Genomic DNA, 13,541 nt, shown 5'->3' with positions numbered 1-13,541 from the left:
GGATCGCGAAGAGCCTCAGTCGCTGCCGGCCTCGGTCGCCGCATCGCCCTCGTCCGTGGCGTCTTCGTCGCCGCGCACCTGAGCCTTGACCAGTTGGAAGAGGCTACGTTGCGCCGAGGGCGCGCGGTTCTCGCGGCGTTCCACGTGGGCCTGGCGCACCAGTTGGCGCAGGCGCTGGCGGTCGGCGTTGGGAAACTCCTGGATGAACTCGCCCAGCGCATCGTCGCCGTCGTCGATCAGGCGTTCGCGCCAGCGTTCGATCAGGTGCAGTTGCGCGGTCTCGCGCCGGCGCACCTCCAGTGGCTTGTCGACCGCCAGGCGGATCGGCTCCAGATCATCCAGCTTGCGCATCAGCTTGGCGAGGAAATGCACCTGGCGCTTGTGCGCGATGTGCGAGGTGATTTTCTGCGCCAGGTGCACGTTGTCGAGGATCTTCTCTTCCAGCGGCACTTTCGCCAGTTGCGAGGGCGTCAGCGCCACCAGGCGCTCGGCCAGTTCCAGCACATCCAGCGCCTCGCGGCGCATCTGGCTGCGGCTGGGGACTTCCTGATCGTTGTGGTCGTTCGGATTCATGCGCGGAGGCTAGCGGAAAGAGCTGGTGTTGGTGTGGGTTGTTGGTGTGGGTCAGGGCGGACAGTCGCCGGCCGGCGGCAAGCGGCTCCTTCCAACACCAACGACCAACACCAATACCAGCTCTGTCAAGTGCGCTTGGCCATAAGTAAAGCTCACTTGACACGACAAGGGTGCTTGACTAACCTGCGTCCATCGACCGGGAGCCGCTTCTCATGCGCCAGGAACGCAAGGCTGCACTGCATCGCTACCGCGCGCGCTTCATGGGAGCAATGGCGGTCTACGCCGCGCTGATCGTGCTGATGCTGCGGCTGGTGAAGGGCGTGGAGCCGCTTTGGGCGAAGGCGATCATGGTGCTGGTGCCGATGGTGCCGATCGTGGTCGCGCTCAGCGAGATGCTGCGCTTCTTCGCCTCGCTGGACGAACTGGAGCGGCGGGTGCATTTCGAGGCGGTGACCACCGCGGCGATCCTCACCTGCATGCTCACTTTCGCCTGGGGCCTGCTGGAGCTGGCCGGCTTGCCCAAGGTGCCGGTGTTGATGGTGCTGCCGCTGTTCTGCGGCATCTACGGGCCCGCCGTCTGGTGGGCGACGCGCAAGTACGCATGAAGCGCATCCACGCCGGTTTCACCGGGGCGCAGGCATGAACAATCGCCTGCGCGTGCTGCGCGCCGAGCGCCACTGGTCGCAGGCCGAGCTGGCCGATGCGCTGGGGGTGTCGCGGCAGACCATCAATGCCATCGAAACCGGCAAGTACGACCCGAGCCTGCCGCTCGCGTTCAAGATCGCGCAGGTGTTTGCCACACCGATCGAATCCATCTTCATGCCCGACGAGGAAGCGACATGAAAGGCCTGACCCTGCCGCTGGCGTTGCTGGCGGCCACCCTGGTGGCGCCGCGCAGCGAGGCGCGCCAGCTGGGTGAACTGAGTTTCGAGAAATGCGAGTTGCCGGTGGTGGGCATCCGCCCGAGCAATCCGGTGAATGCCGAATGCACCACGCTGAAGGTGCCGGAGGCGCCGGACGGGCAGGGCGGGCGGCAGATCGAGCTGGCCATCGCGCTGGTGCCTTCGCGCTCGCCCAAGCCCTTGCCGGACCCGGTGTTCATCCTCGCCGGTGGCCCGGGCCAGGCGGCGCGCGAAGTCTGGCGCGGGATGGCAGGCAGCTTCCGCGAGGTGCTCGCCGAGCGCAACGTGATCCTGCTCGACCAGCGCGGCACCGGCGCTTCGAATCGCCTCGATTGTCCATTGCCCACGGATAGCGACCCCCTCGCGGTGGACGTGGATACGGCGCTCGCCGCGCAGCTGGCGCGCGACTGCGTCGCCAATGTGCGGGACACCCACGACGTGCGTTGGTACAGCACCGAGGACGCGGCGCTGGATCTGGACCGCGTGCGCGCGGCGATCGGCGCCGAACAGGTGAACCTGGTCGGCGTGTCCTACGGCACGCGCATGGGCCAGATCTACGCCAAGCGCTACCCGGCGCGGGTGCGCACCCTGCTGCTTGACAGCGCGGTGCCGAACGAGCTGATGCTCGGCAGCGAGCACGCGATCAACCTGGAAGACACGCTCAAGCGCCAGCTCGATCGCTGCAAGGACGATGCCGAGTGCGGCAAACGCTTCGGCGATCCCTACGCCACGCTGAAGTCCCTGGCGGAGCAACTGCGGGCACAGCCGCGGATGGTCGCGGCGCGCGATCCGCGCACCGGCGAAACCGCCGGGCGCCCATTGAGCGCCAATACCCTGGCGGTGGTGGCGCGCATGTACATGTACAGCGGTGAAACCGCGGCCCTATTACCGTTGATACTGGCTGAAGCGCAGGCGGGTCGCTTCGAACCGCTGATGTCCCAGGGGGCCATGATGAGCGACGATCTGGGCAGCCAGATCGCCAACGGCATGCAATGGTCGGTCATGTGCGCCGAAGATGTACCCGGCTTCACGCCGCGGCCGCAAGATGATGGCCTGATGCTTCGCCAGGATCTGGTCTCGATGGCCATCGCCTGGTGCAGCGCCTGGCCGACGCGCGAGATCCCGGCCGATTTCCACGCGCCGATGAGCGGCGATACGCCGGTGTTGGTGATGTCGGGCGAGTTCGATCCGGTCACCCCGCCGCGCTATGGCGACCAGGTGGTGAAGAACCTGCCGAACGGCCGCCACCTGATCGTCCCAGGCCAGGGCCACAGCGTGCTCGGCCGCGGCTGCGGCCCCAAGCTCCTCACCCAGTTCGTCAAGACCGCCGACGCGAAAAAGCTGGATGCCGAGTGCCTCAAGCAGCAGTCCCCGGCGCCGTTCTTCCTGAATTTCTCGGGGAGTGCGCCGTGAGACAGCAGAAGCGGGGCGGGGGCAGGGGCAGGGGGAATGCAGTGCGGCTTGCGGTCGGCGACGTGGGCCGGACATCAAGACGAACCGCGCAGGTTCGGATTGCTGCAGGCGGGATCCAAGGCCCCAGGTCAGGTCCCCCGCCCCCTTCCCCTTGCCCCGCCTTTACGCCCTTCAAGGACCCTCCCCATGCTCGAACTAACCAACCTGCGCAAGACCTTCGGCGCGGTGAAGGCCGTCGATGGCGTCAGCTTCACCGCGCGCGACGGCGAGATCACCGGCCTGCTGGGCCCGAACGGTGCCGGCAAGACCACCACGCTGCGCATGCTCTACACCCTGATGAAGCCGGAGACCGGGTCGATCAAGGTCGACGGCAGCGATATCACCACCGATCCGGACGGCGCGCGGCGCAAGCTCGGCGTGCTGCCGGATGCGCGCGGGCTGTACAAGCGGCTCACGGCACGCGAGAACATCGAGTACTTCGGGCGCCTGCACGGGCTGGACGAGGCCACGCTGAAGGCGCGCACCGATGCGCTGATCGCCGCGCTCGACATCGCCGACATCGCCGGCCGGCGTACCGAGGGCTTCTCCAACGGCCAGCGGGTCAAGACCGCGATCGCCCGCGCGCTGGTGCACGATCCACGCAACGTGCTGCTGGACGAGCCGACCAATGGCTTGGACGTGATGGCTACGCGCTCATTGCGCAAGTTCATGCAGCAATTGCGTGCAGAGGGGCGCTGCGTGCTGTTCAGCAGCCACATCATGCAGGAGGTGGCTGCCCTGTGCGATCGCATCGTGGTGATCGCCAAGGGACATGTGGTGGCGCAGGGCACGGCTGACGAGCTGCGTGCCCAGGCCGGCGAGGCGAACCTCGAGGACGCCTTCGTCAAGATCATCGGTTCGGAAGAAGGACTCTCGCTGTGAGCCCGTGGAAAGTGGTTTTCTGGAAGGAAGTGCGCGAGAACATGCGCGACCGCCGCACCATGTTCAGCACCTTCGTGCTCGGCACGCTGATGGGCCCGGTGCTGTTCGCCGGGCTGATCGGGCTGATGATCTCGGTGACCCTGGAACGCGCCGAGAAGCCGCTGAAGCTGCCGGTGGCTGGCGGCGAGCACGCACCCAACCTGATCGCCTGGCTGAAGACCCACGAGGTGGAGATCGAGCCCGCGCCGGCCGATGCCGAAGCGGCGATCCGCAAACGCGATGTGGACGTGGTGCTGCGCATCCCGGCGGAGTACGCGGAGCAATGGCGCGAGGGCCGTGCGGCGACCCTGGAGCTGATCGTCGACCGCTCGCAGCAGAAGGCGGAGCAGACCATCCGTCGCGCCGAGCGACTGATCGGCGAGTACGCCTCGGTGACCGTCTCGCAGCGCCTGCTGGTGCGCGGCATCAGCCCCGAGGTGGTGCAGCCGGTGCTGATCGCGGATGTCGACCAGTCCACGCCGCAGAGCCGCAGCGGCATGTTGCTGGCGATGCTGCCCTACCTGCTGATCCTGACCGTGTTCGCCGGCGGCAATTACCTCGCCACCGACGCCACCGCCGGCGAGCGCGAGCGCCAGTCGCTGGAGCCGCTGCTGATCAACCCGGTCAGCCGTGGCCAGATCATGGGCGGCAAGCTGATGGCCACCTTCGCCTTCGCCGTGGTCTCGCTGGCGATCTCGCTGCTCGCCTTTGCCGCAGTCGGCCCGCTGCTGCCGGTGGAGAAGATCGGCATGGTGGTGAAGTTCGGCCCCACCGAGATCGCGCTGCTGTTCCTGGTGGTTGCGCCGCTCGGCCTGATCGGCGCCGGCCTGCTGACCAGCGTCTCGGCCTTCGCCAAGGGCTTCCGCGAGGCGCAGACCTACAACACCCTGCTGATCATCCTGCCGGCGATCCCGTCGATGCTGATGGCGCTGAACCCGGTCAAGCCGGCCGACTGGATGTACGCGGTGCCGCTGCTCAGCCACCAGCTGCTGATCGAACAGACCGTGCGCGGCGAATCCGTGGTGCCGTGGCAGGCCGCGGCGTCGATCGGCTGCACCCTGGCCATCGGCATCGTCATCGCGCTGGTCGCGGCCAGGCTGTACCACCGCGAGCATTTGGCGATCTCTGCCTGAACTTTCGCTGCCGGCGAGCCGCTTGCGGCTCGCCGGTTGTGGTTGGTGGCAAGCGGGGTGAAATGTGAAACGTGAAACGTCAATCGGAGCGCGGTTCCATTGACGTCTTACGTTTCACATTTCACTTTGCTTGCGCTGTCGCATGTGCGGAGAAGCCAACCCCCGCCCGTCACTTCCGCCCCTTCTTCTTCAGCACATCGCGCAGCGCCCGCGCCATGCTGGCGTCGTGCTGCTTGCGCTGGACGCGTTGCAGCGCGGATTCCCCGGCGCGGGCAATTTCGCCGCCGAGTTTGGACCAGCTGGCCAGGCGCGCGGGTTCCACTTCGCCGCGCTCGACCGCGCCGCGTACGGCGCAGCCGGGTTCCTTCTCGTGGCGGCAGTCGCGGAAGCGGCATGCGCTGGCGAGCGCCTCGATGTCGTCGAAGCCGGCGTCGGCCAGGTCTTCCTCGCCGGTCAGCTTGATCTCGCGCAGGCCCGGGGTGTCGATCAGGCAGGCGCCGCCGGGCAAGGGCTTCAGCGCGCGCGAAACGGTGGTGTGGCGGCCGCGGCCATCGCTCTCGCGGATCGTGCCGGTGGCCTGCAGCTCGCTGCCGAGCAGGGTGTTGGTCAGGGTCGATTTGCCGGCGCCGGATGAGCCCACCAGCACCGCGGTCTGGCCTGGCTGCAGCTCGGCGGCGAGCGCCGCGCAGCTCTCGGCGGACTTGGCATTGATCGCGTACAGCCCGGTGCCGGGGGCGATCGCTTCCACCTGGGCGCGGAAGGCCTCGACGTCCTCGGCGCGGTCGGCCTTGGTCAACACCAGGCAGGGCCGCGCGCCCGAGTTGCTGACCAGCGTCAGGTAGCGCTCGATGCGGCGCAGGTTGAAATCTCGGTCCAGCCCGGTGACCACCAGGACATGGTCGATGTTCGCGGCGATCGCCTGCTTGGCCTGGGTCTCGCCGGCCGCGCCGCGCACCAGCGTCGAGAAGCGCGGCAGCAGTTCCTCGATCATCCATTCGCCGCCATGGCGCAGCGCGGCGATGCACCAGTCGCCCACGCACGGGCGCTCGCTGGCGTGGTCCACCCGGTGGCGCAGCCGTGGCAGGGACTTGGCCGGGAAAGTGTCGCTGCCATCGTGGATCACATAGCCGGAGCGATGCTGCTCGACGATGCGTGCGACGACGCTGTCGTCGGGCACCACGAGTTCGGGCCAGTGTTCGGCGCGAAAACCGATGTGCGAGAGGCGGTCGATGTCGGCGGCGGTGAGCATGCGGAGCGGAGTCTAGCCCGCAACCGTTGCCAGCGTTCGGTGCGATGATCGGCTTTCCAACCCAGGGAGCACGCCATGAACGCACTCGACAGTCTGCTCGGCCAGCTCGGCCCCGACACGATCCAACGCATGGCGGCGCAGCTCGGCGCAACGCCGCAGCAGACGCAGGGCGCGATCCAGGCCGCGCTGCCGATGCTGATGGGCGCAATGCAGCGCAATGCGAGCACATCGCAAGGCGCCGAGGCGCTACACCGCGCGGTCACGCGCGACCACCAGGGCGTGGACCTGGGCGGCCTGCTCGGTGGATTGCTCGGTGGCGGAGGGACCGGCGGCGGCATGGGCGACCTGCTCGGCGGCGGCGGGCTCGGCGGCCTGATGGGCGCCGTCATGGGCGCAATGGGCGGTGGCCAGCCGCAGGGCGCGCAGCGCTCGCCGCTGGACAATGGCGCGGCGATCCTCGGCCATGTCTTCGGCCAGGCGCAGCCGCGCGCCGCGGCCGGCGTCGCGCGCGCGTCGGGGCTGGATTCCGGCGCCGCGGCCAGGCTGATGGCGATGCTGGCGCCGATGCTGATGGGCACGCTGGGCCAGGCGACGCAGACGCAGGGCCTGGATGCCGGCGGCCTGTCGGACTTGCTCGGTCAGGTCACGCGCGGCTTCGGTGGCCAGGGCGGCGGCGTGCCGAAGGCGGTGGGCAGCCTGCTCGACAGCGACGGCGACGGCGATGTCGACGCGCAGGATTTGCTGGCCGCGGGTTCGAAAATGTTCGGCAGTTTCATGCAGCGCTGATCCGGGTTCCCGCCAAGCTGAAGGCCGGCCAACGCGCCTGCCTTCGGCTGCCGCTGCGCTCACCAGCGATTCAGTGCCGCGCCTCAAGCATCGGCCGTCCTTGCACCGACGACTTGAGGACACCCCATGCGCAAGACCCTGTTCCTGGCGCTGCTCGCCGCCAGCGGTATGGCCATCGCCGAAGACGGCTGGAAAGGCTCGGGCGAGCTCGGCCTGGCCCTGACCCGCGGCAACTCCGAGACCGAGAGCCTGAATGCCAAGCTCGGCCTGTCCTTCGAAGACACGCAGTGGAAGCACGACATCGGTGCTTCTGCGCTGCGCCAGAAGGGTGAGATCGACGGAACCGACGAGTTGCAGTTGACTGCCAACCGCTATGAGCTCAGCGGTTCGAGCGCCTGGAAGTTCAGCGAGCGCGCCTACCTGATCGGCTCGCTGCGTTACGAAAACGACGATTTCGCGCCCTACGAGTACCAGACCATCGCGTCGATCGGCGCCGGCTGGTATGCGGTCAAGAACGACACCACCCAGTGGCTGTTCGAAGGCGGCCCCGGTTACCGCCGCTACAAGGAAGTCGCCACCGGTCAGACCGACGGCGAGGCCGTGTTCCGCGGCCGCATGGCCTACAACCACGCCTTCAACGCGCAGACCTCCTTCGAGAACATCCTGCTGGTGGAAGCGGGCTCGGACAACACTTTCGCGCAGAACGACAGCGGCGTCGTGGTCAAGATGAACGCCAAGCTGGCGCTCAAGGCCGGCCTGCAATTCCGCCACAACTCGGACGTCGCCCCGGGCCTGAAGAAGACCGACTCGCTGTTCACCACCAACCTGGTGTACAGCTTCTGACGCGTCCGATCCAGTTAAACGCGGAGACGCGGAGGACGCAGAGGAAACGCAGAGAAAAGCGCTCTCGATGCTTTCTCTGCGTCTCTGCGTTCAACAGATTCCCGATGCCGAGACGGGGAGGCGCGGAGAAGTGCCTTTCCGATCCTGCTCCCGCTCTTCTCTGCGTCCTCTGCGTCTCTGCGTTGAATGAGGCTCCCGGGGTCAGATCGCGGTCAGCTCGACCTGCGGCTGCACCCCGAGGCGCTGGTGCATGATCGGGCTGGTGGTGGTGTATTGCAGGTGCACCTTCGCGCCGGGGTTCATGCGCGCCTTGATCGCGAAGGCGGCGAGCGCGGCCTCGTGGAAACCGCAGAGGATCAGCTTTTTCTTGCCGGGGTAGGTGTTGATGTCGCCCACCGCGTAGATGCCCGGCACACTGGTCTCGAAGCGCTCGGTGTCGACCGTGATCTGGTTCTTGTCGATCCCCAGGCCCCAGGTGGCGATCGGCCCGAGCTTGGGCGACAGGCCGTAGAAGGCGAGCAGGTGGTCGAACTCGACCACCCGGGTGACGGTGTCGGCACCGATCACATTGATGCCCTTGAGGGTATCGCCCTCGGTCTTGATCCCGGTGACATTGCCGATCATCAGCTGCATCTGCATCTCGTCGCACAGCGCGCGCATCTTGGCCACCGAGGCGGGCGCGGCGCGGAATTCATTGGAGCGGTGGATCAGCACCACGCTGCGTGCCATCGGCTGCAGCGCAAGCACCCAGTCCAGCGCCGAATCGCCGCCGCCGAGGATCACCAGGTCCTTGCCGCGGAACTGCTCCGGGTTCTTCACCGAGTAGTGGATCTGGCGGCCCTCGAAGGCTTCCGCGCCAGCCACCGGCACCTTGCGCGCCTGGAAGGCACCCAGGCCCGCGGCGACGATCACCGCCTTGGCTTTGAACTCGGTGCCCTTGCTGGTGGCGACGCGGAAGTGCAGCTCATCGATCTTCTCGACCACCGACACTTCCTGGTCCAGGTGGAACTCCGGATGGAAGGGCGCGATCTGCTGCATCAGGTTGTCGGTCAGTTCCTTGCCGGTGACCACCGGCAGCGCCGGGATGTCGTAGATCGGCTTGTCCGGGTACAGCTCGATGCATTGGCCGCCGGTGGCCGGCAGCGCGTCGACCACATGCGCCTTGATGCCGAGCAGGCCGAGTTCGAAGACCTGGAACAGGCCGACGGGGCCTGCGCCGACGATGACGACGTCCGTTTCGATGGTCATGGTTCTATCCCTGGGTGCGGTTTGCGCCGCGCCGGATACTGCCGGCAGTGTGCAGCGCTGGACTTGATGATGCGCAATTGTCGCCGAAGCGGGCCTGAAGGGTCAGTCGACTTCCGTCGTGGCTTGCGCGGCGCGGGTGCGGGCGGTTAGGTTGCGCCGCCTTGCGCACGCGGCGACAGAGGATCCATGCAGGTCGATGCACGAATCGAGGCGTCCAGCCTGGTGGGCACGGGCGCGCCTGCCGGCATGCCCTTCGACCGCGAGGACGTACCGGCGCTGACGCGCGATGTCGACGCGCTCTGCGAGGGCCTCAAGTGCTCGAAGCCGGCGCAGATCCTGCACACCGCGGAGTTTGCGATCCGGATGCACGCGCCGGGCGGCTGGTTCGCCGCGCGCAAGGCCACGCTCGCCTTGGGGTGGCCGCTGATGCAGGTGCTGGATGCCGACGAGGTGCGCGCGGCGCTGGCGCTCGCCCTGACCGGCGCGCGCGTGGTGCCGGGTGCGCTCGATGGCGGCGACGATGCGCGGGTGGTCGGGCGAGTCGGTCGCGTGGTGCTGGCGCGGACCCTGTCGCGGCTGGAGACGGCGGCACAGATCGGGCGCGAGGACTGGCTGGCGCCGTGGACCCGGCGCGCACGGCGCGAGGCCGCGCCGCCGACGCGCGCATTCGGCGAACTGCGCGCACGCATCGAGCAGCGTGGCCGCGGCGGCTGGCAGCCGCTGCTCGACCGGATTCCGGTGGACCATCCCACCGGGCGGCGCATCGACGCGCTGGGCGGCCCCACGCTGGCTGGCGGCAGTCACCGCAGCGCCGCCGCCGCGCTCTATTGGGAAGGTCTGGCCGAACGCGTGTGGACTGCGCTTGAAGCGCCTTTCGATGCGCTGCTCGCCCCGGCGTGGGCGGACTGCCATGCGGCCCACGCGGATGCGCGCGAGCGCTCGAAGGCGCTGTCGGCGCTGCGCCGCGACGGACACATCGATCTCGCGCAACTGATCGAACTCGGTGACCTGCTGGAACACCTGGCCGGCGCGCGCGCCGCCCATCCGATCTGGCGCGAGGCCTATGCACGCGAGCGTCGCCCGGAGATCGCGCTGGCCCTCGCGCGCACCTTGATCGAGGTGGATCCACCCCGCGCCCGCGCCGCGCTCGAGCGCCTGGCGGCCGCCACCCACCCACTGGCAGCCCAGGCGCAGGCCCTGCTCGACACGCGCCCTCTTGGGGATGAATGATCTACGTGAATGAAGTAGAGGACATTTGTCCGCAAAGGACGCAAAGGACGCAAAGTAGAGCAGAGGCCAGTGGTCGGATCCGCGGGCTCGGGAAAGCTCTGCAGCCGAGGATGCTCTTGCTTTCTTCGCGTCCTTTGCGTCCTTTGCGGACAAGATTTTCTTGACCAGGGTGCGCGACAGCCCGATGCACGACATGCGGACCGGCAATGGCGACCAGAACGCTCACCCCATCGAGTACCCCATGATCCCCGCACAGTCCGAAGCCGCCGCCTTCCTGGAACACGAGTTGCTGTCGCAGATCCCGCTGACCCGTGCGATGCAGTTGCGCGTCGTCGCGTACGACGGCCGCACCCTGCGCCTCGCCGCGCCGCTGGGGCCGAATGTCAACGACAAGGGCTGCGCCTTCGGTGGCAGCCTCGCCAGTCTGCTCACCCTGGCCTGCTGGGGCCTGGCGCGCCTTGCATTGCGCGAGCACGCGATGGAGCCCGACATCTACGTGCAGGACTCGCAGATCGACTACCTGGCGCCGGTCTGGGGCGAGATCGAGATCGTCGCGCGCGCCGACGACGGGCAATCGCTGGCAGACTTCGTCGCGATGCAGGCCGCGCGCGGCAAGGCCCGCATCACCCTGTACGCCGCGGCAGCCGGCGAGGCTGGACCGGCGACCACGCTGCGTGCACGATTCGTGTCCAAACGGAAGGCTGAGGACCCGGCATGAAAGCAATCGCGACGAGATGGACCTGGGTACTGCTCGCGGCGACGGCGCTCGCCATCGGCGCCTGCGCCAGCGCGACAAAGAACGAAAGCCTGCGCGTGCGCCTGTACAACTACGCCGCGGCGATCCGCTGGAACGAGATCGACCAGGCGGCGGCATATGTCGACCCGGCGGTGCTCGCGGAGAAGCCGTTTACCGCAGAGCAGCGCGAGCGCTGGAAGCAGGTCCAGGTCTCGCGCTACTACGAAGCGCCGCAGTCCACCGATGCGGAAGGACGCGTGCTGCAGACAGTGCAGATCGAACTGGTCGACCGCGCCACCCAGACCGTCCGCACCATCGTCGACCGCCAGCGCTGGCGCTACGACGAGACGGTGAAGACCTGGTGGCTGGAGAGCGGGTTGCCGCAGCTCTGAGCGGGCCGGTTCAACGCGGAGACGCGGAGAGCGCAGAGAAAGGCGCCAGATCCGAATGCCGTGACGGCTGCTGCCGTCCCGTCGGGAAAACAGCTTGCGCTCTTCTCCGCGTCCTCCGTGTCTCCGCGTTGAATGGTCTCTCGGTCCGCCTCAGCCCATGCAGAACACGTTGAGCTTGTTGCCGTCGAGGTCGCGGAAGTAGCCGGCGTAGAAGTTGTCGCCGCGCGGGCCGGCGGGGCCTTCGTCCTTGGCGCCGAGTTCGATCGCCTTGTTGTAGAGCGCGTCGACTTTTTCCTTGCTGTCGACCACCAGCGCGACCATCACGCCGTTGCCGACGGTCGCCGGGTTGCCGTCATACGGCTTGATGATGCCGAGGGAAGGTTGGGTGGGCGATACCGCCCAGGCGATGAAGCGCTCGGCTTCCATGAAGCGCTTGGCGCCCAGGGTGGCGAGCAGCGCGTCGTAGAAGGCGGCGGCGCGGGGCATGTCGTTGGTGCCGACGGTGACGTAACCGATCATCTGCGGAATCCTTGGGTGAACGAGGGAACGGCAGTCTGCGACGCCGCCCCGGCGCCGGCAATGGGCGGATCGGCACAAGCGGGAGGCGGATTCCGCCAGCGCCGCTGGTGCACTGCACCATCGCGGACTGATAGATTCATCGATCCGACTTTGGTTGCCCTGTCATGGACCTGCACCTGTACAACTCGCTGACCCGCCAGACCGAGCGCTTCGCGCCGGCCAATCCGGACCGGGTGACGATGTACGTGTGCGGACCGACGGTCTACAACTACCCGCACATCGGCAATGCGCGCCCGTACACCGTGTTCGGGGTGCTCGCCAAGTTGCTGCGGCAGCAGTTCGGGCATCTCGATTACGCGCGCAACATCACCGACGTCGACGACAAGATCAATGCCGCCGCTTCCGAGCGCGGCGTGCCGATCGACGTGATCACCGCGCAGTACACCACCGCATTCCACGAGGACATGGCGGCGATCGGCGTCGCCGGCGAGTTCGCGCCGAACATCGAGCCGCGCGCCACCGCGCACATCCCCGGGATCATCCGCATGTGCGAGCGCCTGATCGCCTCCGGCCACGCCTATGCGGCCGACGGCCACGTGCTGTTCGATGTCGATACCTATGCAGGCTACGGGAGGCTGTCGCGGCGCACGGTCAAGGAAATGATCGCCGGCGCGCGCGTCGAGATCGCCCCGTACAAGCGCAACCCGGCGGACTTCGTGCTGTGGAAACCGTCCACCCCGGACCTGCCGGGCTGGGACAGCCCCTGGGGCCGCGGCCGGCCGGGCTGGCACATCGAGTGCTCGGCGATGGCCGAGGAGCACCTCGGCGACACCATCGACATCCACGCCGGCGGCGCCGACCTCAAGTTCCCGCACCACGAGAACGAAATCGCCCAGAGCGTCTGCGCCCACGGAGGCGCCGAGTTCGCGCGTACCTGGATGCACAACGGCTTCGTCACCATCGAAGGCCGCAAGATGTCCAAGTCGCTCGGCAATGTCCTGCTGATCAAGAACCTGCGCGAACTGGCGCCTCCCGAAGCGCTGCGCTGGCTGCTGCTGGGCGCGCATTACCGCCAGCCGCTGGACTGGTCCGAGGCCGCGCTGAAGCAGGCCAAGACCACCCTGGACCGGCTGTACGGCGCGCTGCGCGATCTCGCCGATGTCTCCATCGCGGGCGTGGCGGCGCCCGCCGATTCGGTGCAGGCTGCGCTCGCCGACGACCTTGGCACGCCGCAGGCGCTGGCGGTGTTGAGCGAACTTGCGCGCGATGCGCAGAAGGCCGAGGGCCCGCAGGCCAAGGCCCTCGCCAAGGCGCGCCTGCTCGACGCCGGTGGCTGGCTAGGCCTGCTGCAGCAGGACCCGCAAGCCTGGTTCCAGGGCGGCTCGGCCAGCGTGGACGTCGCCCGCATCGAGGCCCTGATGGCCGAGCGCGCCGAGGTGCGCAAGGCGAAGAACTTCGCGCGCTCGGACGAGATCCGCAACGAGCTCACGGCAATGGGGGTGGTGATCGAGGACACGCCGCAGGGGGCGCGCTGGAAGCTTGGTAGTTGACTCGGGG

General features: G+C 67.9%; 15 protein-coding genes. 11 read left to right on the top strand and 4 right to left on the bottom strand.

What is annotated here, in order from left to right; translation table 11 throughout:
• Nucleotides 1-15: 15 nt before the first annotated feature.
• The gene (locus IPK27_13120) at nt 16-573 is read right to left on the bottom strand and encodes a DUF615 domain-containing protein (protein MBK8068523.1); all 558 of its coding nucleotides are present in this window, start codon (nt 571-573) and stop codon (nt 16-18) included.
• 212 nt (nt 574-785) lie between these two features.
• Between IPK27_13120 and IPK27_13115 the strand changes: the two genes are divergently transcribed.
• From IPK27_13115 to IPK27_13095, 5 genes are all read left to right on the top strand, one after another.
• On the top strand, nt 786-1,178 hold the full coding sequence (locus IPK27_13115) for a hypothetical protein (protein MBK8068522.1): 393 nt from the start codon (nt 786-788) through the stop codon (nt 1,176-1,178).
• Between the two features lie 34 nt (nt 1,179-1,212).
• Entirely contained in the window at nt 1,213-1,416 is a 204-nt protein-coding gene (locus IPK27_13110) for a helix-turn-helix transcriptional regulator (GenBank protein ID MBK8068521.1), read from the top strand.
• A complete protein-coding gene (locus IPK27_13105) occupies nt 1,413-2,888 on the top strand; it encodes an alpha/beta fold hydrolase (protein ID MBK8068520.1) in 1,476 nt (491 codons plus the stop codon). The genes IPK27_13110 and IPK27_13105 overlap by 4 nt, the downstream gene beginning before the upstream one ends.
• A gap of 186 nt (nt 2,889-3,074) precedes the next feature.
• Nucleotides 3,075-3,809: an ATP-binding cassette domain-containing protein gene (locus IPK27_13100; GenBank protein MBK8068519.1), complete on the top strand. Its 735-nt coding sequence runs from the start codon at nt 3,075-3,077 to the stop codon at nt 3,807-3,809.
• 41 nt (nt 3,810-3,850) lie between these two features.
• Nucleotides 3,851-4,981 carry an ABC transporter permease gene (locus IPK27_13095; GenBank protein ID MBK8068518.1) on the top strand — a complete coding sequence of 377 codons (1,131 nt, stop codon included), beginning with the start codon at nt 3,851-3,853 and terminating at the stop codon, nt 4,979-4,981.
• A gap of 169 nt (nt 4,982-5,150) precedes the next feature.
• Here the strand turns inward: IPK27_13095 and rsgA are convergent, their stop codons facing one another.
• On the bottom strand, nt 5,151-6,230 hold the full coding sequence (gene rsgA, locus IPK27_13090) for a ribosome small subunit-dependent GTPase A (protein MBK8068517.1): 1,080 nt from the start codon (nt 6,228-6,230) through the stop codon (nt 5,151-5,153).
• A gap of 75 nt (nt 6,231-6,305) precedes the next feature.
• Here rsgA and IPK27_13085 point away from each other — a divergent pair, with 75 nt between their 5' ends.
• A complete protein-coding gene (locus tag IPK27_13085; protein MBK8068516.1) occupies nt 6,306-7,016 on the top strand; it encodes a DUF937 domain-containing protein in 711 nt (236 codons plus the stop codon).
• A gap of 126 nt (nt 7,017-7,142) precedes the next feature.
• The gene (locus tag IPK27_13080; protein ID MBK8068515.1) at nt 7,143-7,859 is read left to right on the top strand and encodes a DUF481 domain-containing protein; all 717 of its coding nucleotides are present in this window, start codon (nt 7,143-7,145) and stop codon (nt 7,857-7,859) included.
• A gap of 201 nt (nt 7,860-8,060) precedes the next feature.
• Here the strand turns inward: IPK27_13080 and IPK27_13075 are convergent, their stop codons facing one another.
• Nucleotides 8,061-9,107 (bottom strand): NAD(P)/FAD-dependent oxidoreductase, encoded by a 1,047-nt coding sequence (locus IPK27_13075; protein MBK8068514.1) that lies wholly within the window; start codon nt 9,105-9,107, stop codon nt 8,061-8,063.
• Between the two features lie 186 nt (nt 9,108-9,293).
• On the opposite strand from IPK27_13075, the gene IPK27_13070 reads away from it, so the two are divergent.
• The 3 genes from IPK27_13070 to IPK27_13060 all read left to right on the top strand — a co-directional run bounded on the left by IPK27_13070 (nt 9,294) and on the right by IPK27_13060 (nt 11,465).
• A complete protein-coding gene (locus tag IPK27_13070) occupies nt 9,294-10,337 on the top strand; it encodes a hypothetical protein (protein ID MBK8068513.1) in 1,044 nt (347 codons plus the stop codon).
• Between the two features lie 241 nt (nt 10,338-10,578).
• A complete protein-coding gene (locus IPK27_13065) occupies nt 10,579-11,055 on the top strand; it encodes a YiiD C-terminal domain-containing protein (GenBank protein ID MBK8068512.1) in 477 nt (158 codons plus the stop codon).
• Nucleotides 11,052-11,465, top strand: a complete 414-nt coding sequence (locus IPK27_13060; GenBank protein MBK8068511.1) for a hypothetical protein — start codon at nt 11,052-11,054, stop codon at nt 11,463-11,465. Before IPK27_13065 ends, IPK27_13060 begins: the two co-directional genes overlap by 4 nt.
• Nucleotides 11,466-11,615: 150 nt before the next feature.
• On the opposite strand, the gene IPK27_13055 is transcribed toward IPK27_13060, so the two are convergent.
• Nucleotides 11,616-11,984, bottom strand: a complete 369-nt coding sequence (locus tag IPK27_13055; protein MBK8068510.1) for a VOC family protein — start codon at nt 11,982-11,984, stop codon at nt 11,616-11,618.
• A gap of 164 nt (nt 11,985-12,148) precedes the next feature.
• On the opposite strand from IPK27_13055, the gene IPK27_13050 reads away from it, so the two are divergent.
• On the top strand, nt 12,149-13,534 hold the full coding sequence (locus tag IPK27_13050; GenBank protein MBK8068509.1) for a cysteine--tRNA ligase: 1,386 nt from the start codon (nt 12,149-12,151) through the stop codon (nt 13,532-13,534).
• Nucleotides 13,535-13,541 lie beyond the last annotated feature (7 nt).

It is taken from the genome of Rhodanobacteraceae bacterium, from assembly GCA_016713135.1.
Classification (GTDB): Bacteria; Pseudomonadota; Gammaproteobacteria; order Xanthomonadales; family SZUA-5; genus JADKFD01.
The sequence above is the reverse complement of the archived record's forward strand: the minus strand, read 5'-3'. Positions and strand labels throughout refer to the sequence as shown.